Source organism: Stenotrophomonas sp. SAU14A_NAIMI4_8 (genome assembly GCF_003086695.1).
Classification (GTDB): domain Bacteria; phylum Pseudomonadota; class Gammaproteobacteria; order Xanthomonadales; family Xanthomonadaceae; genus Stenotrophomonas.
On the sequence record NZ_CP025999.1, the window covers coordinates 2,531,691 to 2,554,421 of the forward strand.

Annotated in this window: 17 protein-coding genes and 7 tRNA genes; 13 read left to right on the forward strand and 11 right to left on the reverse strand. The window is 67.3% G+C overall.

Translation table 11 applies throughout. The features are described 5' to 3' along the window. Positions 1-2: 2 nt before the first annotated feature. The 3 genes from C1930_RS11665 to C1930_RS11675 all read left to right on the forward strand — a co-directional run bounded on the left by C1930_RS11665 (position 3) and on the right by C1930_RS11675 (position 4,679). Positions 3-3,113, forward strand: a complete 3,111-nt coding sequence (locus tag C1930_RS11665; RefSeq protein ID WP_108771814.1) for an error-prone DNA polymerase — start codon at positions 3-5, stop codon at positions 3,111-3,113. 170 nt (positions 3,114-3,283) lie between these two features. After that, a complete protein-coding gene (locus tag C1930_RS11670) occupies positions 3,284-3,790 on the forward strand; it encodes a hypothetical protein (protein ID WP_108756436.1) in 507 nt (168 codons plus the stop codon). 133 nt (positions 3,791-3,923) lie between these two features. Then, complete coding sequence (locus C1930_RS11675) at positions 3,924-4,679, forward strand: energy transducer TonB (RefSeq protein ID WP_108771815.1); 756 nt, start codon at positions 3,924-3,926, stop codon at positions 4,677-4,679. A gap of 18 nt (positions 4,680-4,697) precedes the next feature. On the opposite strand, the gene C1930_RS11680 is transcribed toward C1930_RS11675, so the two are convergent. The 7 genes from C1930_RS11680 to C1930_RS11710 all read right to left on the reverse strand — a co-directional run bounded on the left by C1930_RS11680 (position 4,698) and on the right by C1930_RS11710 (position 14,138). Then, a complete protein-coding gene (locus tag C1930_RS11680; RefSeq protein WP_108771816.1) occupies positions 4,698-5,600 on the reverse strand; it encodes a cation diffusion facilitator family transporter in 903 nt (300 codons plus the stop codon). Between the two features lie 27 nt (positions 5,601-5,627). Then, on the reverse strand, positions 5,628-7,916 hold the full coding sequence (locus C1930_RS11685) for an Orn/Lys/Arg decarboxylase N-terminal domain-containing protein (protein WP_108771817.1): 2,289 nt from the start codon (positions 7,914-7,916) through the stop codon (positions 5,628-5,630). Between the two features lie 20 nt (positions 7,917-7,936). Beyond that, positions 7,937-9,289: an arginine/agmatine antiporter gene (gene adiC, locus C1930_RS11690; RefSeq protein WP_108771818.1), complete on the reverse strand. Its 1,353-nt coding sequence runs from the start codon at positions 9,287-9,289 to the stop codon at positions 7,937-7,939. A 78-nt stretch (positions 9,290-9,367) separates the two neighbouring features. Further along, on the reverse strand, positions 9,368-10,819 hold the full coding sequence (locus C1930_RS11695; RefSeq protein WP_108756441.1) for a DcaP family trimeric outer membrane transporter: 1,452 nt from the start codon (positions 10,817-10,819) through the stop codon (positions 9,368-9,370). Between the two features lie 506 nt (positions 10,820-11,325). Continuing rightward, positions 11,326-12,156 carry a thiol:disulfide interchange protein DsbG gene (gene dsbG / locus C1930_RS11700; protein WP_108756442.1) on the reverse strand — a complete coding sequence of 277 codons (831 nt, stop codon included), beginning with the start codon at positions 12,154-12,156 and terminating at the stop codon, positions 11,326-11,328. A gap of 30 nt (positions 12,157-12,186) precedes the next feature. Continuing rightward, a complete protein-coding gene (locus C1930_RS11705) occupies positions 12,187-12,990 on the reverse strand; it encodes a TlpA disulfide reductase family protein (RefSeq protein ID WP_108771819.1) in 804 nt (267 codons plus the stop codon). 77 nt (positions 12,991-13,067) lie between these two features. Beyond that, positions 13,068-14,138: a helix-turn-helix domain-containing protein gene (locus C1930_RS11710; protein WP_108756444.1), complete on the reverse strand. Its 1,071-nt coding sequence runs from the start codon at positions 14,136-14,138 to the stop codon at positions 13,068-13,070. Between the two features lie 183 nt (positions 14,139-14,321). Between C1930_RS11710 and C1930_RS11715 the strand changes: the two genes are divergently transcribed. The 8 genes from C1930_RS11715 (at position 14,322) to C1930_RS11750 (ending at position 18,014) form a co-directional block, all read left to right on the forward strand. After that, positions 14,322-14,720 carry a heavy metal-responsive transcriptional regulator gene (locus C1930_RS11715; RefSeq protein WP_108756445.1) on the forward strand — a complete coding sequence of 133 codons (399 nt, stop codon included), beginning with the start codon at positions 14,322-14,324 and terminating at the stop codon, positions 14,718-14,720. Further along, the gene (locus C1930_RS11720; protein WP_108771820.1) at positions 14,717-17,092 is read left to right on the forward strand and encodes a heavy metal translocating P-type ATPase; all 2,376 of its coding nucleotides are present in this window, start codon (positions 14,717-14,719) and stop codon (positions 17,090-17,092) included. Before C1930_RS11715 ends, C1930_RS11720 begins: the two co-directional genes overlap by 4 nt. Positions 17,093-17,181: 89 nt before the next feature. Continuing rightward, a tRNA-Ala gene (locus tag C1930_RS11725) sits at positions 17,182-17,257 on the forward strand. Positions 17,258-17,310: 53 nt separating this feature from the next. Next, positions 17,311-17,386 (forward strand) — tRNA-Glu (locus C1930_RS11730). Positions 17,387-17,569: 183 nt separating this feature from the next. Then, positions 17,570-17,645: transfer RNA gene (locus C1930_RS11735), tRNA-Ala, on the forward strand. A gap of 49 nt (positions 17,646-17,694) precedes the next feature. Further along, positions 17,695-17,770, forward strand: a tRNA-Glu gene (locus C1930_RS11740). Positions 17,771-17,816: 46 nt separating this feature from the next. Then, positions 17,817-17,892 (forward strand) — tRNA-Ala (locus C1930_RS11745). 46 nt (positions 17,893-17,938) lie between these two features. Continuing rightward, positions 17,939-18,014: transfer RNA gene (locus C1930_RS11750), tRNA-Glu, on the forward strand. 136 nt (positions 18,015-18,150) lie between these two features. On the opposite strand, the gene C1930_RS11755 is transcribed toward C1930_RS11750, so the two are convergent. Beyond that, the gene (locus C1930_RS11755) at positions 18,151-18,567 is read right to left on the reverse strand and encodes a GNAT family N-acetyltransferase (protein ID WP_108756447.1); all 417 of its coding nucleotides are present in this window, start codon (positions 18,565-18,567) and stop codon (positions 18,151-18,153) included. 77 nt (positions 18,568-18,644) lie between these two features. On the opposite strand from C1930_RS11755, the gene C1930_RS11760 reads away from it, so the two are divergent. Beyond that, positions 18,645-19,601 (forward strand): SOS response-associated peptidase family protein, encoded by a 957-nt coding sequence (locus C1930_RS11760; protein WP_108771821.1) that lies wholly within the window; start codon positions 18,645-18,647, stop codon positions 19,599-19,601. Here the strand turns inward: C1930_RS11760 and C1930_RS11765 are convergent. Next, entirely contained in the window at positions 19,577-19,969 is a 393-nt protein-coding gene (locus C1930_RS11765) for a response regulator (protein ID WP_108771822.1), read from the reverse strand. The genes C1930_RS11760 and C1930_RS11765 overlap by 25 nt on opposite strands. Positions 19,970-20,108: 139 nt before the next feature. Between C1930_RS11765 and C1930_RS11770 the strand changes: the two genes are divergently transcribed. After that, positions 20,109-20,194, forward strand: a tRNA-Leu gene (locus C1930_RS11770). 58 nt (positions 20,195-20,252) lie between these two features. On the opposite strand, the gene C1930_RS11775 is transcribed toward C1930_RS11770, so the two are convergent. Together C1930_RS11775 and C1930_RS11780 are read right to left on the reverse strand one after the other, a co-directional pair. Further along, on the reverse strand, positions 20,253-22,091 hold the full coding sequence (locus C1930_RS11775; RefSeq protein ID WP_108757741.1) for a methyl-accepting chemotaxis protein: 1,839 nt from the start codon (positions 22,089-22,091) through the stop codon (positions 20,253-20,255). A gap of 204 nt (positions 22,092-22,295) precedes the next feature. Then, a complete protein-coding gene (locus C1930_RS11780) occupies positions 22,296-22,571 on the reverse strand; it encodes a hypothetical protein (RefSeq protein WP_108771823.1) in 276 nt (91 codons plus the stop codon). Positions 22,572-22,731: the final 160 nt, after the last annotated feature.

Below are 22,731 nucleotides of genomic sequence, written 5' to 3' on the forward strand. Positions count from 1 at the left end.
GCATGCACGCAGAACTGCCCGCCTATGCCGAACTGCATTGCCTGTCGGCCTTCAGTTTCCAGCGCGGCGCCTCCACCGCCGACGAACTGTTCGCGCGCGCCGCCAGCCAGGGCTACCGCGCCCTGGCGATCACCGACGAATGCTCGCTGGCCGGCATCGTCCGCGCCTGGCAGGCGGCCAGGACGCATGGCGTGGCGCTGATCGTCGGCGCCGAACTGCAGATCGAAGACGGGCCGAAGATCGCCCTGCTGTGCACCGACCAGGATGCCTATGCCGGGCTGTGCCAGCTGATCACCACCTGCCGCCGGCGCGCCGGCAAGGGGGAGTACCGCTGCCTGGCCGACGATCTGCAGGGCCTGCCCGACGGCCTGCTGTGCCTGTGGCTGGATCGACAGCCCGATGCCAGCCACCTGCAGGGGCTGCGCACCAGCTTCGGCGACCGTCTGTGGCTGGCGGTGGAACTGCACCATGAACACGACGACGCGCGCCGCCTGCAGCAGCTGCTGGCCTTCGGCGAACGCCATGCGCTGCCGCTGGTAGCCAGCGGCGATGTGCACATGCACGTGCGCCGTCGCCGCGCCCTGCAGGACACCCTTACCGCCATCCGCCACCGCTGCAGCGTGGCCGAAGCCGGCTGGCGCCTGTTTCCCAATGGCGAACGCCACCTGCGCCCGCGCACCTCGCTGGCCCAGCTGTACCCGCCGCAACTGCTGGCCGAAACCCTGCAGATCGCCGCGCGCTGCCACTTCAGCCTGGACCAGCTGAAATACACCTACCCGCGCGAACTGGTGCCGGCAGGCCACACCCCGGACAGCTGGCTGCGCGCGCTGGTGGAACAAGGCATTCCCGAGCGCTGGAAGGACGGCATCCAGCCGGCCCAGCGCCAGCAGATCGAACACGAACTGGAGCTGATCGCCAAGAAGAACTACGCCTCGTACTTCCTCACCGTGCAGGACATCGTGCGCTTCGCCCGCAGCCAGCAGATCCTGTGCCAGGGCCGCGGTTCGGCGGCCAATTCGGCGGTGTGCTTCGTGCTGGGCGTCACCGAAATCGACCCGGCGCGCAGCAACCTGCTGTTCGAGCGCTTCATTTCCGAAGAACGCGACGAACCGCCGGACATCGACATCGATTTCGAGCACGAGCGGCGCGAGGAAGTGCTGCAGTACGTGTTCAAGCGCTATGGCCGCGAACGCGCCGCGTTGACCGCCGTGGCGATCAGCTACCGGGGCCGCAGCGCCATCCGCGATGTGGCCCGCGCACTCGGCCTGCCGATGGACCAGGTGAACGAGCTGGGCGCCGCCATAGACCACTGGGGCGGGCACATACCGCTGCCGGACACCCTGCGCGAACGCGGCTTCGACCCGGACACACCGCTGATGCGGCGGCTGCTGTCCCTCACCGCCGAGCTGATCGATTTCCCACGCCACCTGTCGCAGCACCCGGGCGGTTTCGTGATTTCCGAACATCCACTGTCCACCCTGGTGCCGGTGGAAAACGCGGCCATGGCCGACCGCACCGTCATCCAGTGGGACAAGGACGATCTGGACGCCACCGGTCTGATGAAGGTCGACTGCCTGGCGCTGGGCATGCTCACCGCCATCCGCAAATGCCTGGCCCTGCTGCAGCAGCACGGGCTGCACAGCGGCCGCATGGATGCGGTGCCCGCCAAGGACAGCGCGACCTACGACATGATCTGCGCCGCCGATACCATCGGCGTGTTCCAGATCGAATCGCGCGCGCAGATGGCCATGCTGCCGCGCATGCAGCCGCGCACCTTCTACGACCTGGTGATCGAAGTGGCCATCGTGCGCCCCGGGCCGATCCAGGGCGACATGGTGCACCCCTATCTGGAACGTCGCCGGATCCTGCGCGAACAGGGGCCCGAGGCCTTGAACGACCCGGCCAACCCGCTCTACCCACCGCAGCTGGAACGCGTGTTCGCACGCACCCTGGGCGTTCCCCTGTTCCAGGAACAGGTGATGCAGCTGGCGGTGGAAGCGGCCGGCTACACCCCGGGCGAGGCCGATGCCCTGCGCCGTTCGATGGCCGCCTGGAAGCGCCGTGGCGGGCTGGAACCGCATCGGGAAAAACTGCTGGCCGGCATGCTGCGCAACGGCTTCAGCCGCGAGTACGGCGAACACCTGTTCGAGCAGATCAAGGGCTTCGGCAATTACGGTTTTCCGGAAAGCCATGCCGCCAGCTTCGCCCTGCTCACCTATGTCAGTTGCTGGCTGAAGTGCCACCACCCGGCCGCGTTCACCGCCAGCCTGATCAACAGCCAGCCGCTGGGCTTCTACAGCCCCGACCAGTTGCTGCAGGATGCGCGCCGCCATGGCATTGCCGTGCTGCCGGTGGATGTGCGCCACAGCCATTGGGACTGCACCCTCGATTTCAGCAAGGGCGCGGCCGCCATCCGCCTGGGCCTGCGCCTGGTCGATGGCTGCAGCGAACAGGCAGTGCAGGCCCTGCTGCGCGAGCGCGCACGGCGCCCGTTCGACGATGTGGGCGATCTGTGCCAGCGCGTCGCACTGGATCGCCGCCAGCAGGGCCTGCTGGCCGATGCCGGTGCCCTGCGCGGCCTCAGTGGCCATCGCCACCGTGCACGCTGGGATGTTTCCGGCGTGGAAAACCGCCTGCCGCTGTTCGACCCGGCCCGCGCCACCGGCGAAGCACGCGTGCCGCTGCCGCTGCCCAGCGCCTGGGACGACATGCAGGCCGATTACCGCAGCACCGGCACCACGCTGGGCCGCCACCCGCTGTCGTTCCTGCGCGCACAGCTGCGCAGCCGCGGCTGCCTGGATGCCGCGCAGCTGGCTGCCCACGGGCATGGCCGCCGCGTGCGCATTGCCGGGCTGGTGCGCATGCGGCAGCGGCCGCAGACCGCCAGCGGGGTCACCTTCCTGACCCTGGAAGATGAAACCGGCATGGTCAACGCCGTGGTCTGGCGGCACGTGGCCGACCGCCAGCACCGCATCCTGGTCGATACCCAGTTGATGCAGATCGACGGCCGGCTGGAACGCGTGGACGGCGTGCAGCATGTCATCGTGCAGCGCATGCTGGGGCTGGACGATCTATTGCAGGGCCTGCGCAGCCACAGCCGCGATTTCCATTGATGGGTCATTGATGTGTAGAGTCGACTGTCGGTAGAGTCGACTGTCAGTCGACTAGCGCGCACCAGCGCGGAATTGCTGCACGCCGTTCCAAGGGCAGTCGACGAACAGTCGACTCTACCCATCCGCTTTTGCATCCGCTATCGTCGCCACATCCAAGGAAGGACTACACGATGGCCCGTGCGTTGCTGCTTACTACCCTGGGGGTGTCCACCCTCGCCCTGCTGGTGTCCGGCTGGACGGCCTGGAACCTGCACCACAGCCAGTCGCCCGAACGCGTGATCCATGCACGCGGCCTGGTCGTCCACGATGCCAAGGGCCAGGCCCGCGTCATCGTCGGTGCGCCGGTACCCGATCCGACCAGCAAAGGGCGCAGCCAGGGCCCGCGTGCCGCGGCACTGTCCGGTGTGATCCTGCTCGGCCCGGACGGTTCCGAACGCGGCGGCTATGGCACCAGCGACCGTGGCGGCGAAGCCCTGCTCACCCTTGACGATGCCAGCGGCACCACCGAAGTGTTCAAGGTGGTCGCCAATCCCGATCGCGGCGCCACCCTGATGGTCCGCCACCAGAACAATACCGGCGCCATGCTCACCTCGTGGCAGGGCAAACCGGAACTGCTGTTCCTGGACGACAGTGGGCAGACCTACTACGTGCGCCCCGGAGTCAACGCCGCGCCGTGAAGCGGGCCCTGACGGCCCGGCATTAATGCAAACGATTCTCTTTTGCGGTAAGGTGCGCGCGCTGCCCTTGCCGCCGCGGGCCGTCCTGTCCCGCTCTCCGCAGCCGTCCGTGCCCGTCCAAGCGCTCCGTCCAATGCCATTGCCGTTGACGCCTGCCCGCCCGGCGCGGCGCGGCGCACGCGAGCGCCGCACGCACTGGATGGCGGTGGCGATCACCGCCAGCCTGCATCTGCTGCCGGTGCTGGGGCTGCTGCACTGGACGACGTCCACACCCCGGCCCACGCCGCCGGTCGAAGAGGTGCGCATCAGCCTGCGCCTATTGCCGCCGACTGCGCCGCCACAGCCGCTGGAAGAACTGAAGGCCGAGCGTCCCAGCCAGGCCCAGCAGCCGCGTCCAGCGCAGCCACGCCCCCTGTCGCCGCCCCCGCCCAGCCGCGCGAAGGAAGGCACCCTGGCCGCCGCTGACGGTCGTACCCCCGATGCACAGGCACAGCCCCTACCGGCCCTGGTCCTGCCGACCCACGACGCGCCCCCGGCACCGGCGTCGATCAGTGCAGCACCGCCCACCCCCGACGCCGCACCGGCACCGCAGTTGGCCGGCACCCACAGCGATACCTGGGAAGCACGCTTGATGGCGCGTCTGGAACGCCACCGCTATTTCCCCAGTGCCGCCCGCGCGCGCCGCCAGCAGGGTACGGCGTGGGTGCGCGCCAGCATCGACCGCAGCGGCCGCCTGCGCACTCTGTTGCTGGAACGCAGCAGTGGCGAGCCCATGCTCGACCAGGCCGCCCTGCAGACCTTCCGCCGCGCGCAGCCGCTGCCGCGCATTCCCGACGACCTGCCAGCGCCGCAGGAACGCGTGGTGCCGGTGGAGTACTACCTGCGCTGAAGCGCGCCGCGCCGCCGCTCAGGTCCAGGCCGGGTCGGCGGTGAAATCGATCGTCAACCAGAACATGCCGCCGCGTGCATCCAGGCGCACGGCAATCTCATCGCGCATGGCATCCACCTCGCCCACCGTGCCCAGCGGCGTGGCCGGGTCGGTCAGCACGTGGATCTCGATGAAGCGCATGCGCCCCATCTTCGCCACGTGGCTGGTGAAGCCGGCATAGCCCCGCTCGCGCACGAACGCCTGCATCACCTGCTGCACGCGCTGGTCCAGGTCATCGGGCGCGACCTGCAGTACCTCGCGCAGCGCCTTGAATGCAGCGCGCGTGGGCACCGGCAGCACGGCCAGGCTGATCAGCATCAGCACGATCGAATCCAGGTACGGTACCCAGTGCTGCCACGGCCCGTCCTGCAGGGCCAGCGCCAGCAGGAAGGCCAGCACCACCGCCAATGCCATCAGCCCGCCCAGCAGCCAGGCACGCACGTCCAGCCACAGCAAGGGCGAGTGCAGGCGCCGTGCCTGCCCTGCCACGAACGCGGCCATGCCAAGGTTGGTTGCACTGATCAGTCCGGCCCACCACAGCGCCGGCCCGAACTTCACCACGTGGCCGCCGGTGGTCAGCCCGATCACCGCGTTGGCCAGCGCGTAGACGCAGGCCAGCGACAGGATCACCCCGCCCAGTGCTTCCACCATCGGTTCCAGATGCCAATAGCCGTACTGGAAGCGCGGGCTCTGCTCCCGCGCCACCAGCCGCAGCACCGACAGCGACACCAGGGTCAGGGCCACGTCCACCAGGCTGTAGATGCCGTCGAACAGGATGGCCTGCGATCCCACCAGCAGGCCGCCCAGGAAGCCGGCCGCACTGACCGCCACGGTCATCCCGATCGACAGCATCAGGATGCGTTGTTCGCGGGCGGTATCCATGCAGCGCCAAAGGTCCGACCGTCACGGTCAGGCCTTCAGCACCTCCACCCGGTAGGTGGTGCCTTCTTCGTCGTGCTCGATGATCAGCCCGTGCACATCCGATTCGAAACCGGGGAAGCGCGCGTTCTGTTCGCGGGCAATGCGCAGCGACTGGATGATCGGCTCGTCGCTGGCGCCGAAGCGCTCGCCGGGCATGATGGTGGGAATGCCCGGCGGGTACGGCACCAGCATGGTGGCGGCAATGCGGCCGCTGAGCTGTTCGATGTCCACCCGCTCGATCTCGCCCTTCACCAGATGGTTGTAGGCATCGGCCGGAGTCATCACCGGGGTCGGCAGGTCCACGTACATCTCGCGCATCACCTTGGCCACGGCGAATTCCTGGTTGAAGGCATGCAGCGCCTCACACAGGTCACGCAGGCCCCAGCCGGCATAGGCCACCGGATAATCGGCGGCCAGCGTCGGCAGTGCCTGGTTCAGCGGCGCGTTGCGATCGTACAGCTCCTTGAACGCCATCAGCTCGGTCACCAGGGTGCTCCACTTGCCCTTGGTGATGCCCATCGAGAACAGGAACAGCACCGAGTACAGGTTGGTCTTTTCCACGGTGATGCCGCGGCCCCACAGGAACTTGCTCAGCACCGCCGCCGGAATGCCCAGCTTGCCCATGCTGCCGTCCATCGACAGGCCCGGGGTCAGCAGGGTCACCTTGATCGGGTCGATCAGCACATAGTCGTCCACCAGCCCGTCAAAGCCGTGCCAGTGCGCATCGGGCTGCAGGTACCATTCCTCACGCTTGGCAACCAGCGGTGCCGGCGTATCGCCCTTGTCCAGGCTGCGCTCCACCTTCGTGGGCTGCCACACGCTGAACCACCAGTCGTCACGGCCCAGGTCATCGCGCACGTGCAGCATGGCGCGGCGGAAGGCAATCGCTTCGTCGTGCATTTCCTGCACCAGCGAACGCCCGGCCTCGCCCTCCATCATCTTCGAGGCCACGTCGCAGGCTGCGATCACCCCGTAATGCGGGCTGGTGGAGGTATGCATCATGAACGATTCGTTGAAGCGCTCGGCATCCAGGTCGCGGCTGGCCGAGTTGCGCACGTGGATCATCGACGCCTGCGAGAACGCGGCCAGCAGCTTGTGGGTGGAATGGGTGGTGAAGATGATCGCGTCCTGCTCGCGCGGCTTGCCTTTGGCCATGCCGTAGTGGTTTTCGTAGAACGGATGGAACGCCGCGTAGGCGTACCAGGCTTCATCGAAGTGCAGGAAGTCCACCGCGCTGCCGATCTCTTCGGCAATCTTTTCGGCGTTGTAGCACAGGCCGTCGTAGGTGGAATTGGTGACCACCGCGATGCGCGGCTTCGACCCGGCGTGGTAGGCCTGGCTGGCCAGCGGGTTGTCGGCAATGCGCTGCTGCAGCGCCTCGGGGGTGAACTGGTCCAGACTGATCGGCCCGATGATGCCGTGCGCGTTGCGGCTGGGGGTGAAGTACACCGGAACGCCGCCGGTCATGATCAACGCATGCAGCAGCGATTTGTGGCAGTTGCGGTCCACGAACACCACGTCACCGCGCGCCACCGTGCCGTGCCAGACGATCTTGTTGGCGGTGGAGGTGCCGTTGGTGACGAAGAAGGTGTGGTCGGCGCCGAAATTGCGTGCGGCCTCGTCCTCGGCGTCCTTGATCGGGCCGGTATGGTCCAGCAGCGAACCCAGTTCCGGCACCGAGATCGACAGATCGCTGCGCAGGGTGTTCTCGCCGTAGAACTGGTGGAACGCACGCCCCACCGGCGATTTGGTGAACGCCACGCCACCGGCATGGCCCGGGGTATGCCAGGAATAGTTGGATTCGGCCGCGTGGTGGATCAACGCCTTGAAGAACGGCGGCAGCAGGTTCTGCATGTAATCTTCGGCCGCACGCATCACCTGGCGGGCGACGAAGTTCTTGGTGTCCTCGAACAGGAAGATGAAACCGTGGATGTACTTGAGCAGCTTGCTGGGCACCTTCTCGATGGTGCGCCGCTCGCCGTACAGGAATACGGGCAGGTTGACCCGGCGCGCGCTCTGTTCGCGCAGGAAGGCGGCCAGGCGCTGGAACTCGCCCTCGCCCTCCTCGCTGCCATCGATCGAGATCAGCACCGCCGACGCCGCCACGTAGGTGCGGGCGCCGGCGCGCGCATCGTCCAGGTTCAGGCCGCACAGCACGCGCTGGCCGTTGCCACGCAGCTCTTCCACCAGCGCGCGGATCAGGATGCCGCCGATGCGCGGCGAATCGTAATCGCCATCGATGACGATGACCGGGTAATCCAGGGACTTGAAGTACACGTTGATTCTCCTTGTCGAACTCAGGAACGCTGGGCGCCGCCGGACAACGCGGCCGCCTCACGGGTGCGCTGCCGCTGCTGGCGGCGCTCCTCGCTGAAGAAGGGATAGAACACGGTGATGAACAGCACGAACAGGAAGGCGTACTGCACGATGGTTCCCGACGAGCCGTAGATCGCCCACAGGCAGTACACCACCGTCAGGCTGGTCAGCGCCCAGAACGCACCGGTGTGCACGATGGTGTGCGAGCGTTCCACCACGAAATAGCAGGCCACGCAGGAATAGATGTACGGCAGCAGGGTCAGCACCACCGCCGCCGAAGTGATCACATCGAACTGTGCCGACGCGGTTTCCGAGGTGGAGGTGACCAGCACGGCCAGGGTCATCAGCACCGCCACGATCAGCACGCCCTTCACCGGCACGTCGTCCTTGTTGGTCTTGCTGAAGATGCTGGGGAACAGGCCATCGTCGGACGCCGCCTTGGCGCTCTGCGCGGTCAGCAGGATCCAGCCACCCAGCGAACCGGCCGCGCCGATGAAGGCGCACAGGCTGACCAGGCCACCGCCCCAGCCGCCCACCGCCTTGGCGGCGGCCAGCGCGAACGGCGCATCGGAGGTCTGCAGTTCGGCATTGGGCACCATGCCCATGATCACCGACGAACTGGCGATATAGGCCACCGCCGCCAGGAACACGCCGGCCAGGGTGGCGCGGGCCACGTTCTTTTCCGGGTTCTCCACCACGCCGGCGGTCACCGACGCCGATTCCACGCCGATGAACGCCCACAGGGTCAGTGCGGCGGCACTGGAAATGGCGCCGAAGTTCGATTCACCCGAAACGTTGTAGGCACCCTTGAAGATGTCCGCATCGAAGAAGAACCAGCCAAAGATGGCGATGCCCAGGATCGGCACCAGCGCGAAGCTGGTGGTGACCGTCTGCACCTTGGTCACGAAGGCCGGACCGATCACGTTGGCGAAACTCAGTGCCCACACCAGTACCAGCACGGCGATGCAGCGCACCAGCGGCTCGGACAGGATCGGGAAGAAGTAGCTGAAGTAACCCACCGCCGCAATCGGAATGGCCACGTTGCCGATCCAGTTGGCGAACCAGTAGATGGTGTTGGTCTGGAAGCCCATGTAAGGCCCGAACCAGTCACGCGCGTAGGCATATGGGCCGCCGGCCTTGGGCGCCAGCTTGCCAAGCTTGGCGAACACGAACGCCAGCAGCAGCGCCCCGGCGGTGGTGATCAACCAGCCCCAGATCGAGGCGGTACCGATCTTGGCCAGGCTCGATGGCAACAGGAACACCCCTGAACCCATCATGTTGCCGGCCACGAGGAAGGTGGCACCTACCACCCCGATCTTCTTTTTCTCTGCCATGACACTCTCCTGCACCTGGCACGGGCCCGGCAGCACCGGGCATGGGAACGGATAACGCGTGCGTACCGCCGCTGGCGTCTACTTGATGAAGTTGTATTGCAGGCTGCCCTGCACCCGGACCGTGTCGCCGCGCGCGCCGCTCTGTTGTTCCAGGCGCCCGTACAGCAGCTCCATGCCCATCGTCCACGACGGGGCCGGGCTCCAGATCAGGTTGAACACGCCGTAGCGGCTCTCGCGGAACGCGTCGGCCGGCAGCGCCGCGTTGCGCTCCAGCGTCAGCTGTCCGTAGATCAGGTTCGAACGCCACAGTTCGGACCAGTAGTGGGTGTAGCCGACGAAGCCGCCGCGCACGTCCAGCGCGCGCAGGCGCCCGTCGGCATCCACCACCGCGTCCAGGCCGGAACCGGTCAGGTCGGCGGTGTAGCGGCTCAGGCCGCGCCCGCCCAGTGCACCGAACAGCAGCAGGTCACGCTCGCCCACCGACGCCGAACCACTCAGCTGCAAACCACCGGCCATGCGCCGGTCGCGCTCGCCCTCACCGTCGTAGGCCAGGCTGCGCGCCACCGCGCCCAACTGCAGGTGGCCCCAGTCGCGCTCCACGCGCGCGGCCACGGTCACGTCCGGCAGCCGGTTGGCAGCAATCACGCTGTCGCTGGCCCCGGCCAGCTCGGTATCCGGGTCTTCGGCGGCCAGCGTCAGCGTGGTGCCCTTGCCCAGCGCAAAACTGTGGTGGATGCCGGCCACCAGCAGGTAGCCCGCGCCACCCGGGCCGGCGAAGTCCAGGGTGTCGGGCAGGCTGTCGGCATCCATGAAGCTGGAATAGCCGTAGCCGGCATAGGTGTTGCCCAACTGCCCGTAGGCATGGCGCAACCGGAACTGATAGCCGTCGCTGCTGCCGAAGAAGTCGTTTTCCAGGTAGAAGCGCAGGTTGCCGTGGGTGGTCGGCCGGCGTGCCTCGAAACTGAAGCGGGTCTGCTTGGCATGCAGGTTGAAGTTGGACACATCGCGGTGGCTGCCGCCGACGGGCATCGACGAGGGAATGAACTGGTCTTCGTCGCCGGCTGCCCGCGAATCGGCAATCGCATCCAGTTTGGCGTAGCCGCCGATGCGGATCACCGTGTCGGTACCGGGAATGGCGAAGAAGCCCTTCAGGTCAGGATCGGTCGGGCCGGCCGCACTGTCCGGGCGCGAAGCCGCGGTGGAGGGGTCGGATACCGAATCACGCTGGGGCAGCACGGGTTGCGCGACCCCTGGCACCTGGGTGGCGTGCAGTCCTGCCGCGGTGCGTGCCAGCGCTGGCGTGGCCGGCTCCGGCCTGGGCAACGGTGCCGACGGCGTTGCCGCAACCGGCGCACTGCCATCGCGCTGCTCCAGCCGGTCCAGACGCTGCTGCAGGCGCTCCAGCGTCTGCCGCATGCCTTCAATTTCGCGCCGCAGCGCCTGTGCATCATCGGGTGCACCTTCCTGTGCCTGGGCAGGTGCTGCTGCCAGCACCGCCGCACACGCCACACTCAGTACCGCAACGCGCATTGCATTCTCCCCAAACGAACGATCGCAGGGCGCTGCCGGCGTGCGCATGGGCGCAGCCAGGTGGACACCCCACCGCTACTGGAAATGCAGGTACTGCGTTGGCGAGCGCTGACAGCCTGCCCATCGCAGGCAACAGGACGATGACACTGCCCTGCGGCTGTCGACGTCTTCGCCGCTGCGGCCACGCTGCCGGAGAGGTGGCGGTCGCAGCGGTCTGGGTAACAAGCGCGGAGTGAGAGTGTCGTGAACGGCACGCCGTGGCGCTGCGGATTCAGCCACGTGCCAGGAGGTGCGAAATGCGCTGCCGTGCGGGGTTTCATGCACACCAGCGTAGCCAGCGTGTCGCTTTTGGCCTTGATCGCAATCAAGGCAGAACTCTTGAACCAGGTCACGCTTCATCGGTGACACCGGCAAGGCGACTGCGCCGTCCGCACAGCCGCCGTGTCGCAGAATGCGACAGCACTACCGACGTGTGCCGAACCGCGTCGGCACACGTCCCGGCGCCGTCAGCGCGGGCCCAGCACCGTCTGCAGATCGGTACCCTGCGGCATGCCCGAGCGACGCTGCACCTGGCCCTGCGCATCCTGGAAGAGGATGCCCGGCGTGCCCTGGAAGCCCAGTTTGATCATCAGTTCCTGGTTGGCATTGAGCTTGCCGGCCAGTTCGGGGCTGATCGTGGCCACCGGCTTGATGCCGCCCTGCTCGAACTGGTGTTCGTTCTGCAGCAGTGCGGCGCTGGGGTCACGCGCGGACAGAATGGCGGCGGCCTTGGCCGGGCTGTCCTCACGGATCACGCCCACCAGCACGTGGCGCAGCTGCACCTTGCCGGTATCCACCCACGGCCGTGCCGCTTCCCAGAACTTGTGGCAGTACGGGCAGTTGGCATCACTGAAGGTGTAGACCACACGCGGCGCGTCGGCCTTGCCATCGCGCACCCAGGCGCTGCCTTCCAGATCCTTCCAGATGCGTTCGGACATCGGGCCGGCCACCAGCTTTTCCACCTTGTCGGCGGCCACTTCGTTGCCCTGCGCGTCGAACAGGCTGCCGACCAGCACGTTCTTGCCATCGGCCGTCACGTAAGCGGCCGCCGGCTGCTGGCCATTGACCACGCCGGCAAAGCCACGCAGGCCACCGGGCGCATCGAACTCGGCCACGACCTGGAAGCCGTGCTTCTCGATGCCCTGCAGCACCGCCGGGCGATCGCCCTTGGCTGCGGCGGCTGTCGGCTGGGCTTCCGCCTTGCCCTGCGGGGTCTGCGCCTGGCTGCAGGCAGCCAGCGCCAGCAGTGCCGGCAGGATCAGGGCCTTGTGCGCAACGCGCGGGGAAATGGACAGCATGGGAACTCCGGAATGAAATGCCGGGGCAGGCTACCGCAGCCGGCGCAGTTTGTGTTCAAGGCCGGCGGCGGTCAGTTCACCCAGGTGCAGCTCCTGCAGGCGCCCCTGCGCATCGAAGAACAGCGTGGACGGGTACGCCTTCACCCCCAGCACCGTGGACGCCTCGGACGCTTCATCCAGCAGCACGTTGTCCAGCGCCAGACCATTGGCGGACAGGAATGCCTGCACGTCCCCGGTGGTTTCACCCTGGTTGACGAAGGCGAACTGGATCTGTGGATGCGCCTGCTGCGCCTGGGCCAGGACCGGCATCTCGCGCCGGCATGGGCCGCACCAGGTCGCCCACAGGTTCAGCACCAGCGGGCGCCCCTGGAACTGCTGCAGCGCCTGTGGCTGCCCGTGCAGATCCACCGTCTGCACCGCTGGCAGCGGCATGTGTGCGGCCTGCCACTGCGACAGCGCGATGCCGCCGCCCGCCCACAACAACACACCCAGGGCCGCACTGCTGAACACCGGCAGGCGCAGGCGCGGATGCCGGCGCAGCGCCCACGGCCCCCAGCCAGCGCCTGACAGCAGCGCCACGGGGACCGAGTAGCCGCCATCGGCAATCTGCAGCACCGACCACGGTGACGGCCGATACAGTTCGAAGTTCAACGCGACGAACGCCAAGCGCCCGCAGAGCAGGCCCAACAGCAGCATGTCCAGCACCACGCTGGCCGGCGCCGGCGCCGCATCGCCGGCCGTGGCGCGCGGCCACAACCGGGCCAGGCCCATCGCTGCCAACAAGGCCAGCACGATCAGAATCACCGGCATCGGCACCGGCCCTACACTCGACATACGCCACTCAATCCGTTACAGCACACTGCATGTTCAAAGCCGCCCGCTGCAAAGGCAAGGGGCGGCCGGGCTGCGGGTCAGGCGGCATCGCGCCGCATCTGCAGTTCCGGCGATGGCCGCAGCCCGCGCACGGTGGCCGTGGCCGCAGCCACCGCGGCACGCTCGCGCTGCTTGTTGCAGCTCACGTGGCGCCGATAGTTGGCCGGTGTCATCCCGATGATGCGCAGGAACAGGCGGCGGAACGCGCTCTGGTCGGCATAGCCCACGCCCCAGGCGACCTCATCTATGCTGGCGCCCTGTTGCAGCATGGCCTGCGCCTTGGCAATGCGCAGCCGCTGGCAATATTCGATGGGACGCAGGCCGGTGGCCTTCAGGAAGCGCCGCTGCAGGGTGCGCGGCTCCAGCCCGGACATTTCACAGATGCTGGTGAGGGTGGCGCCGCGCGCTGCGGTGGTGTGCAGCCAGCGTTGCGCCTTCAGCACATCGCGGTCGCCATGGGCGAAGTTCGCACTGAAGCGTTCCAGATCCTGCTGGATCGCCACCGGCACGCTGATGCCCAGCTGTGCGGCCACCTCGCTGGCCACGCCCTGCCCATGCAGCCGGTACAGCAGGCGCAGCCCCATGAAACGCCAGGCCTGGCTGCCGCCCACCGTCAACACATCGCCATCGTCCACCAGCGCGCGCTCACTGGGGGCCCAGCTGGACGGTTGGCCCTGCAGCCCGGGATAGCGGCTCAGGTCCGGACCGGACACGGTGCGCCCGGCCAGCAGCCCGGCACGGGCCAGCACACCCACGCCATCGCCGGCGGCCGCCAGCAGGCTGCCACCGTCGTAATGTGCCCGCAGCCAGTCCAGCAGCACATCTTCGGTACGCAGCGCGGCCCCGGGGCTGACCAGGGTCGGCAAGGCGATGACCGCAGGAATGGCCGCATCCAGCATGTCCGCACCCGCCAGCCGATGCACACCGCTGTTGCTGGCCGGAACGATCCAGCGCGTGATCAGCACCCGCGGGAAGGGGCGCTTCTTCTGCTGGGCCAGGCGATTGGCAACATGCGCCATCTCGGCAAGGACCGACGCCGCCGAGGGGTCACCGCCCGGGTACTCCACCACTGCAACCTCCACGAATCCTTCGCTATTGAGTGCGTCCACAGCCCTTCCTCCGTTCGTTCAGGCCATCCAGCGGCCGGTGCAGACGAAGGGTAGGAACCGCCCCGGAGCGGGGGCTATGAAGAAAGTTGCAAATATCCCTGATGAGCGGCTTCCGTTCACAACCCTTGACTCTGGACCAGACTCAAGGGTTCACAATGGCCGCAGATTCCACGGGAGTGCGCCATGAACATCGGGCAGCTGGCACGCGAAGCAGGCGTGCCGATCGACACCGTCCGCTATTACGAGCGGCAGCACCTGCTGCCCACCGCAGCGCGGTCGGCCGGCGGCTATCGCATCTTCGGCCAGCAGGACCTGCGCCGGCTGCGCTTCATCCGCCGCGCCAAGGCGCTGGGGTTCAGCCTGGAAGAAATCGCCGAGCTGCTGGCCCTGAGCGACCGCCATGCGCAGGACATGGGCAGCGTGCGCGATACCGCACGGGCGCGGCTGGCCGATATCGAACAGCGCATGGTCGAACTGCAACGCATGCAGGCCGCGCTGTCACAGCTGGTGGACGCCTGCCCCGGCCACGGCGCGCTTGAACAGTGCCCGATCCTGGCCGCGCTGACCGAGGACAACGCATGAGCAGCACGCATACCGGCCCCGCGCACGACCACAACGCGCCCGCGGCCAAGGCCAGTTGCTGCGGCGGCTCGAAGAAGACCGCCAACACGGTGAAGGACCTGGTCTGCGGCATGGACGTCGACCCCGCCACCACCCCACACCACGCCCAGCACCAGGGCACGGCCTACCACTTCTGCAGCGGCGGCTGCCGGCAGAAGTTCCTGGCCGATCCGCAGCGCTATCTGGACCCGGCTTCGCATGTGGCGCCCCCCGTGCCGGCGGGCACGCTGTACACCTGCCCGATGGATCCGGAAATCGTGCAGGAAGGCCCCGGCACCTGCCCGATCTGCGGCATGGCGCTGGAACCAATGATGCCCAGCCTGGACGACGGCGAGAACCCGGAGCTTACCGACTTCCGCCGCCGCTTCTGGGTGTCGCTGCCGCTGAGCATGGCCACGATGGCGCTGGCGATGCTGGCGATGACGCCCCTGCTGCACGCGCTGTCGCCCACCGTGCGGGTATTGATCGAAGGCGCGCTGGCCACGCCGGTGGTGCTGTGGGCCGGCTGGCCGTTCCTGCAGCGCTGGGCGCAGTCGATCCGCAACCGCAGCCCGAACATGTGGACCCTGATCGGCACCGGCGTGATCGCCGCTTACGGCTACAGCGTGGTCGCCACCGTGGCCCCGGGCCTGTTCCCGCCCTCGTTCCAGCAGCATGGGCACGTGGGCGTGTACTTCGAAGCCGCGGCGGTGATCATTTCGCTCACCCTGCTGGGCCAGTTGATGGAACTGCGTGCCCGTGCCCGCACCTCGGCCGCGATCAAGGCGCTGCTGGGCCTGGCGCCGAAAACGGCGCGGCGCATCGACGCCGACGGCAGCGAACACGACGTGGAATTGAGCGCTGTGAAGGCCGGCGACCGCCTGCGCGTTCGCCCCGGCGAGAAGGTGCCGGTGGATGGCCGCGTGCTGGAAGGTCGCTCCACGCTGGACGAATCGATGCTGACCGGCGAACCGGTGCCTGTCAGCAAGCAGGCGGGCGACAGTGTGATTGGCGCCACGTTGAACGGCTCGGGCGCGCTGGTGATCGAGGCCGAGCGTGTGGGCGATGACAGCACGCTGGCGCAGATCGTGCAGCTGGTGGCGCAGGCACAGCGCTCGCGCGCGCCGATGCAGCGCATGGCGGACAAGGTTGCCTATTGGTTCGTGCTGGCGGTGCTGGCGGTGGCCGTGTTGACGCTGTTCGGCTGGGGTCTGTTCGGACCGGAGCCGTCGTGGACCCATGGCGTGCTGAGTGCGGTGGCGGTGCTGATCATTGCCTGCCCCTGTGCGCTGGGCTTGGCCACACCGATGTCGATCATGGTGGCCACCGGTCGCGCTGCGCAGCACGGCGTGCTGTTCCGCGACGCCGAGGCCATCGAGGCCCTGGTGAAGGTCGATACGCTGGTGGTGGACAAGACCGGCACGCTTACCGAAGGTCGCCCGGCGTTCGACACGGTGCATGCCGCCGACGGCCACGCACCCGACCAGGTACTGCACTGGGCCGCCAGCCTGGACCAGGGCAGCGAGCATCCGCTGGCCGCGGCCATCGTGGCCGAAGCACGCCTGCGCACGATGGAACTGCTGCCCGTGCAGGACTTTGATTCGATCACCGGGCTGGGTGTGGTCGGCCGCGTTGAGGGGCGCCAACTGTGGCTGGGCAACACCGCGCTGATGGGCGAACACGGCATCGATGTGACGCCGCTGCAGGACACCGCCGACGCCCTGCGCCGACGCGGTGCCAGCGTGATGTATCTGGCGGCGGACGGGCAACTGGCCGGCCTGCTGTCGGTGGCCGACCCAATCAAGCCCACCACGGCCGAAGCGATCGCGGCGCTGCGCCAGGATGGCCTGCGCATCATCATGGCCACCGGCGATGGCCTGCTGACCGCACAGGCCGTGGCCAGCACGCTGGGCCTGGACGAGGTACACGGCGAAACGCGCCCGGCTGACAAGGCCGCGCTGGTGGAGCAGCTGCAGGCGCAGGGCCGCACGGTGGCGATGGCCGGCGACGGCATCAACGACGCGCCGGCCCTGGCCAGCGCCGCCGTCGGCATTGCCATGGGCACCGGCACCGATGTGGCCATGTCCAGTGCACAGGTCACGCTGGTGAAGGGCGATCTGCGCGGCATCCTGCGTGCGCGCCAGTTGTCGCGTGCAGCCGTGCGCAACATGCGGCAGAACCTGGGCTTCGCCTTCCTCTACAACGGCCTGGGCATTCCGGTGGCTGCCGGCGTGCTGGTGCCCTGGGGCATTTCGCTGTCGCCGATGCTGGCTGCGGTGGCGATGAGCCTGAGTTCGGTTTCGGTGATCAGCAACGCGCTGCGCCTGCGCGCACAGCGTCTGCCGGGTGGCTGACACGGGCGTCGTAAACGACGTGAAGAAAAGTGCAACAAACGCTTGCCAACCCCCGGGGGCACAGCTATTATTTCGCTCCTCAGCGACGTGGGGCCATAGCTCAGCTGGGAGAGCGCCTGCATGGCATGCAGGAGGTCAGCGGTTCGATCCCGCTTGGCTCCACCAAACTTTCGGCATTAGGCCGTCGAAAGGTCGCAAAGAACATTGATGAGATCTGCGTCCCCATCGTCTAGAGGCCTAGGACATCACCCTTTCACGGTGGCGACCGGGGTTCGAATCCCCGTGGGGACGCCAACTCATCACGAACAATCAGGACCCGGCCGATAACCGGGTCTTTTTTGTTCACCGCCCACCGGCGTTCAGGTTGTGGCGTTGCGGATCCCCTGCCCTCGCGGCCTGGCGGAACCCAACGAAGAAAGCGAAAAAAAAGCTTCCACAAAGGTGAATACGTTGGTAAGATAGGCGGCTCGGTAACACGGGGCCATAGCTCAGCTGGGAGAGCGCCTGCATGGCATGCAGGAGGTCAGCGGTTCGATCCCGCTTGGCTCCACCACTTTCGACATTAGGCCGTCGAAGGTTCTACAACTTGAAGTTTTTCGTGCGTCCCCATCGTCTAGAGGCCTAGGACATCACCCTTTCACGGTGGCGACCGGGGTTCGAATCCCCGTGGGGACGCCAGTTTCAAAACGGACTCTGCTCCCGGCAGATCATCCGCAGTTTCATTGGGGCCATAGCTCAGCTGGGAGAGCGCCTGCATGGCATGCAGGAGGTCAGCGGTTCGATCCCGCTTGGCTCCACCACTTCGACATTAGGCCGTCGAAGTTCTACAACTTGAAGTTTTCGTGCGTCCCCATCGTCTAGAGGCCTAGGACATCACCCTTTCACGGTGGCGACCGGGGTTCGAATCCCCGTGGGGACGCCAATTCTTTGAAAAACCCGGCTTCGGCCGGGTTTTTTTTGTCTGCGATCCTGGCGGGTGCATCCACGCATGGCGTGGATCTACTGCACATCCCGGTAGATCCACGCCATGCGTGGATCAATGCCTCAACGCACGGAACTCAAAACCGCCGGTACATGCCGATCGATGCCGGCGCGGTGGGTGCGAACCCGAACTGCGCGTACAGGCGGTGCGCCTCGCCATCGGCAAGCAGGCTCACGTATGCCGATGGCGGCAGATTGGCCCGCATCCAGTCATCCAGCCGCGCCATCACCTGCTTGCCCAGCCCCTGCCCCTGCAGCCGCGGCAGAACCGCGATGTCGCACACCTGCAGATGGCAGCCGCCATCACCAATGATCCGGCCCATCGCCACCAGTTCACTGCCCTGGTAGGCGCACACCCCGAACACCGTATTGGGCAGCGCACGCTCGGCGGCCTCATGGGTCTTCGCACTCAGCCCAGCCAAGGCCCGCAGCTGGCAGTAGTCTTCCACCGTGGGCACCGCGTCGCGGAACTGGCAGTTGCTTGCAGCATTCATACACGTTCTCCCGGATTGTCCGGCTATCCTGCCGCACTCCCGTCGCAGCCGCTGCGACCTCCACCGGCCACGCCCGCATGTGCTATTCCGCCCTGATCCGCGCCGACTACGCCAAGCTTGTCCGTGAATACGGCGCCGTGCTGTCGCTGGAGGAGTTCGCCGAACTGTACGCGCACGATCCCGGCAAGAAGCGGCCCAAGACCCCCAAGGCCATGGACGATGGCTTTGCTGGCGCGCGCACTGAGCAGGGCCGCGACATCGTGGCGAAGATCCAGCAATGGCACGCCGAAGAACAACAGGCGCTGCAGGCCGAGCTGGTGAAACAGAGCGAGCGCCGCGACATTGCCGCTGCCACGCTGGCCACCCGCCCCACGCAGAAGGCCCGCAACGACCTGCGCGTGGCCGGCAACCGCATCGAGCGTGCGCAGGCGCGCCTGGACGATCTGCACCGCGTGCAGCTGCTGCCGCGCGACAACCGCATCTTCCCCGGCACCTACGCGCCGGTCATGGTCAGCGAGAACGGCCAGCGGGTGATCAAGCCGATGCGCTATCAATGCCGCCTTCCGGACAAACCGGCGCGCAACGACGTGCTCTATCCGGGTACCTACAACGCGCGGCGCGACAGCCTGGAGGGCTACTGGCGCGGCGCCTTCGGCCTTCGCCACGGGGTGGTGATGGTGCGCGCGTTCTACGAGCATGTACCGCGCCATGCCATCGCCGGGCGACAGCTGGGCAGCGACGAGAAGGAACAGGACGTGATCCTGGAATTCCGCCCCGACCCGCCGCGCGACCTGCTGCTGGCCTGCCTGTGGGCGGAATGGGAAGGGCCCGAAGGCCGCCTGCTGTCGTTTGCCACCATTACCGACGCGCCGCCAACCGACGTGGCAGCCGCCGGCCACGACCGCGGCGTGGTGCCGATCCGGCCGGAACATCTGGATGGTTGGCTGAATCCTGATCCGGACCAGCTGGGGCTGCAGTACGCGATCCTGGACGACCGCGAGGACATCCACTACGTGTACGAAGAGGCCGCCTGACTGGATCGCCCCACCGCACGCTGCAGCGCGGTGCACAGATCGATGGACAGGTACGGCTTTACCAGCAGCACGCCGGCGCCCATCGCGGCCGGCAACTGCGCCGCACTCATGCCGGTGGCCAGCACGAACGGTACGCCCGCCTCGACCAAGGCCGCCGCCACCGGTTCGCTGGTTTCGTTGCGGGCCAGGCGGTAATCCAGCAGCACCACGTCCGGGCGTTGGGCGGTCAGCAGACGCAGGGCATCGGCCACAGAGGCGGCCACACCGACCACTTCGGCGCCAAACTGTTCCAACTGCATCTGCAGCAGCGAGGCGCTCATTTCGTCGTTCTCGACCACCAGCACCCGAAGGTCCTGCAACGCTGACATGGGCTCTTGCTCCGGCACGTGTTAAGCCGGTGCAGTATAGCCATCACAGTGCCGTTACCGACAAATTACGGGGGGATCGTCTCAGTTTCCGGCGCCCTCTATGAACAGCCGTCGGGCTCGGTTACACTAGCGCGCTGCTGCCGGTGTGGCGGAATGGTATACGCAGCTGACTCAAAATCAGCCGGGGGTAACCCCATGAAGGTTCGAGTCCTTTCACCGGCACCAACGCATCAAAGGCCAGGTCATCGACCTGGCCTTTGGCGTTTCTGGTCCCGCCGCGCGCTCACACCACCCGCAGCACCGGCGCATGCCCGGCAGGACCGTGCCCTACCCCGGCCTCCACCCGGAACCCGGCCACGGTCTGCAGCAGCTGCGCGGATTGCTCTTCCATGCTGCGCGCCGCCGCCGATGCCTCTTCCACCAGCGCAGCATTCTGCTGCGTGCCCTGGTCGATCAGGTCCACGGCCTGGTTCATCTGCTGGATGTCGTCACTCTGCTGCTGCGCGGCGCTGCTGATGTCGGCCATCAGATCGCTCACCCGGCGCACGTCGCGCACGATCTCGTCCATGGTGCGCCCGGCGCTTTCCACCTGGGCGGTACCGGCGCCGACATTGGCCACCGATTCGTCGATCAACCGCTTGATCTCCTTTGCCGCACTGGCCGAGCGCTGCGACAGCTCACGGATTTCGGTGGCCACCACGGCAAAACCGCGCCCATGCTCGCCGGCGCGCGCGGCTTCCACCGCGGCATTCAGCGCCAGGATGTTGGTCTGGAAGGCAATGCCGTCGATCACCCCGATGATGTCGACGATGCGCCGCGACGACGCGTTGATGACGGCCATCGTGGACACCACCTCGTGCACCACGCTGCCACCGCGTGCAGCCACTTCGGCCGCGCCGCCGGCCAACGTGCTGGCCTGGCGGGCATTGCCGGCGGTGCGCTGCACGGTATCGGCCAGCCCCTTCATCGACACCGCCGTTTCTTCCAGCGATGCGGCCTGCTGTTCGGTGCGCTGGGACAGATCGCTGTTGCCCAGCGCAATCTCGCTGGCACCCACGGCGATGGTGTCGGCGGCGAACTTGATCTGGCCAATGATGCCGGCCATGGTCTCCACCAGCGCGTTCACGCCCTCGCACAGCTCGGCCACCGGGCCGCGCTTGCCGTCCAGCGGAATGCGCCCGGTCAGATCGCCCAGCTTGGCCGCCGCAACAACTTCGCGGGTCTGCGCCACGGCCTGCTGCATGGCCTGGCTTTCGTGCATCTGCGCGGTGATGTCGGTGGCGTATTTCACGACCTTCAGCGGTCGGTCGTTCACGTCCAGGATCGGGTTGTAGCTGGCCTGGATCCAGACCTCGCGGCCGTTCTTGCCCAGCCGCCGGTACTGGCCCGCGTCGTATTCGCCGCGCCCCAGCTTTTCCCAGAACTGCTTGTAGGCCGGGCTGGCGCGGTACTCCGGTTCGACGAACAGCGAGTGGTGCTGCCCCTTCACCTCGTCCAGCGTGTAGCCGGTGGCGGCCAGGAAGTTCGCGTTGGCGGTCAGGATCCGCCCGTCCATGCTGAACTCGATCACGGCCTGTGATTTGTCGATCGCCGCCAGCTGCCCGGCCAGCTCGGCGGCCTGCTGCTTCTGCGCGGTGATGTCAGTGGCGAACTTCACCACTTTCACCGGTCGCCCGAAGCGGTCCAGCACCGGGTTGTACGAGGCCTGGATCCAGATCTCGCGCCCCCCCTTGCCGAAACGGCGGTACTGGCCCGCGTCGAATTCGCCCTGCCCCAGGCGTGCCCAGAACGCCCGGTACTCGGCGCTGCGGGCGTGCTCGGGGTCTACGAACAGGGAATGGTGCTTGCCGCGGATCTCATCTTCGGTGTAACCCACCGCCTGCAGGAAGTTGTCGTTGGCTTGCAGGATGGTGCCGTCCAGCGCGAATTCGATGACCGCCTGCACCCGGTGCAGCGCCGCCACCTGCGCGGCCATCTCGGCGCGCTCGCGTTCGGCTGCGGTCTCGGACGCGGCGGTGCCGCCCTGCCCGGCCAGACGCCCCTGCAGGGCGCGCCAGAAAGACCAACGGGACGGTGTTTCAGCCGGCGCCTGCGCGCCCGCGGTGAAGCCTGGCATGAGCATGGTCTGTTCCTTGGTTTCCGTGAGCGGTGCGACCCATGGGCGGAATGCCCACGGGAACATCGATTGCCTGGAACCTGCAGACAACTGGGGGGCGGCGTCACTCGAGCGATGGCGCGGAGCGGCAGCAAGCGCCTCCGGCAAGGGAGGCAGTCTGGATATCGGCCGCCATGGCGGGGCCTTGAGGACTATTTTTGCAGCGTCGGTTCAGCCCCGGCGCCAGATCGCCCAGCGCAGCACGGCCACGGCCAGCACCGACGGCAGGTAGCCCACCGCGCCCACCAGCGCCATCAGGGCAGCGTTCACCCACGGCCCGCCCCCGCCCAGGATCCAGCTGGTGTGCTGCAGGATGTACAACGCCCCCGGCAGCACCAGCAGCGGCGCCAAGCGCAGCAACTGCCAGGGCCAGCGGACCGGGCCAATGAAGCCGGCCAAGGTGCCCAGCAGGGCGCCGACCATTGCGATGGGAATGGCTGCTTCCATTCAGATGCTTCCTTTATGTGCGTCACCCACGTCGAGCGTGCCCGACAACCTGCCCGGTAGAGTCGAGCTTGCTCGACTGCCCGCTTCGTAGAGTCGAGCTTGCTCGACTGCCCGCTTCGTAGAGTCGAGCTTGCTCGACTGCCCGCTTCGTAGAGTCGAG

Excerpts from the sequence above, each read along its gene's own strand:
- C1930_RS11775 (WP_108757741.1), bottom strand. The coding sequence starts at position 22,091 with ATGCTCATGCCAGGCTTCACCGCGGGCGCGCAGGCGCCGGCTGAAACA.
- C1930_RS11720 (WP_108771820.1), top strand. The coding sequence starts at position 14,717 with ATGAGCAGCACGCATACCGGCCCCGCGCACGACCACAACGCGCCCGCG.
- C1930_RS11705 (WP_108771819.1), bottom strand. The coding sequence starts at position 12,990 with ATGTCGAGTGTAGGGCCGGTGCCGATGCCGGTGATTCTGATCGTGCTG.
- C1930_RS11670 (WP_108756436.1), top strand. The coding sequence starts at position 3,284 with ATGGCCCGTGCGTTGCTGCTTACTACCCTGGGGGTGTCCACCCTCGCC.
- C1930_RS11675 (WP_108771815.1), top strand. The coding sequence starts at position 3,924 with ATGCCATTGCCGTTGACGCCTGCCCGCCCGGCGCGGCGCGGCGCACGC.
- C1930_RS11680 (WP_108771816.1), bottom strand. The coding sequence starts at position 5,600 with ATGGATACCGCCCGCGAACAACGCATCCTGATGCTGTCGATCGGGATG.
- C1930_RS11715 (WP_108756445.1), top strand. The coding sequence starts at position 14,322 with ATGAACATCGGGCAGCTGGCACGCGAAGCAGGCGTGCCGATCGACACC.
- C1930_RS11695 (WP_108756441.1), bottom strand. The coding sequence starts at position 10,819 with ATGCGCGTTGCGGTACTGAGTGTGGCGTGTGCGGCGGTGCTGGCAGCA.
- C1930_RS11780 (WP_108771823.1), bottom strand. The coding sequence starts at position 22,571 with ATGGAAGCAGCCATTCCCATCGCAATGGTCGGCGCCCTGCTGGGCACC.
- adiC (WP_108771818.1), bottom strand. The coding sequence starts at position 9,289 with ATGGCAGAGAAAAAGAAGATCGGGGTGGTAGGTGCCACCTTCCTCGTG.
- dsbG (WP_108756442.1), bottom strand. The coding sequence starts at position 12,156 with ATGCTGTCCATTTCCCCGCGCGTTGCGCACAAGGCCCTGATCCTGCCG.
- C1930_RS11665 (WP_108771814.1), top strand. The coding sequence starts at position 3 with ATGCACGCAGAACTGCCCGCCTATGCCGAACTGCATTGCCTGTCGGCC.
- C1930_RS11755 (WP_108756447.1), bottom strand. The coding sequence starts at position 18,567 with ATGAATGCTGCAAGCAACTGCCAGTTCCGCGACGCGGTGCCCACGGTG.
- C1930_RS11760 (WP_108771821.1), top strand. The coding sequence starts at position 18,645 with ATGTGCTATTCCGCCCTGATCCGCGCCGACTACGCCAAGCTTGTCCGT.
- C1930_RS11765 (WP_108771822.1), bottom strand. The coding sequence starts at position 19,969 with ATGTCAGCGTTGCAGGACCTTCGGGTGCTGGTGGTCGAGAACGACGAA.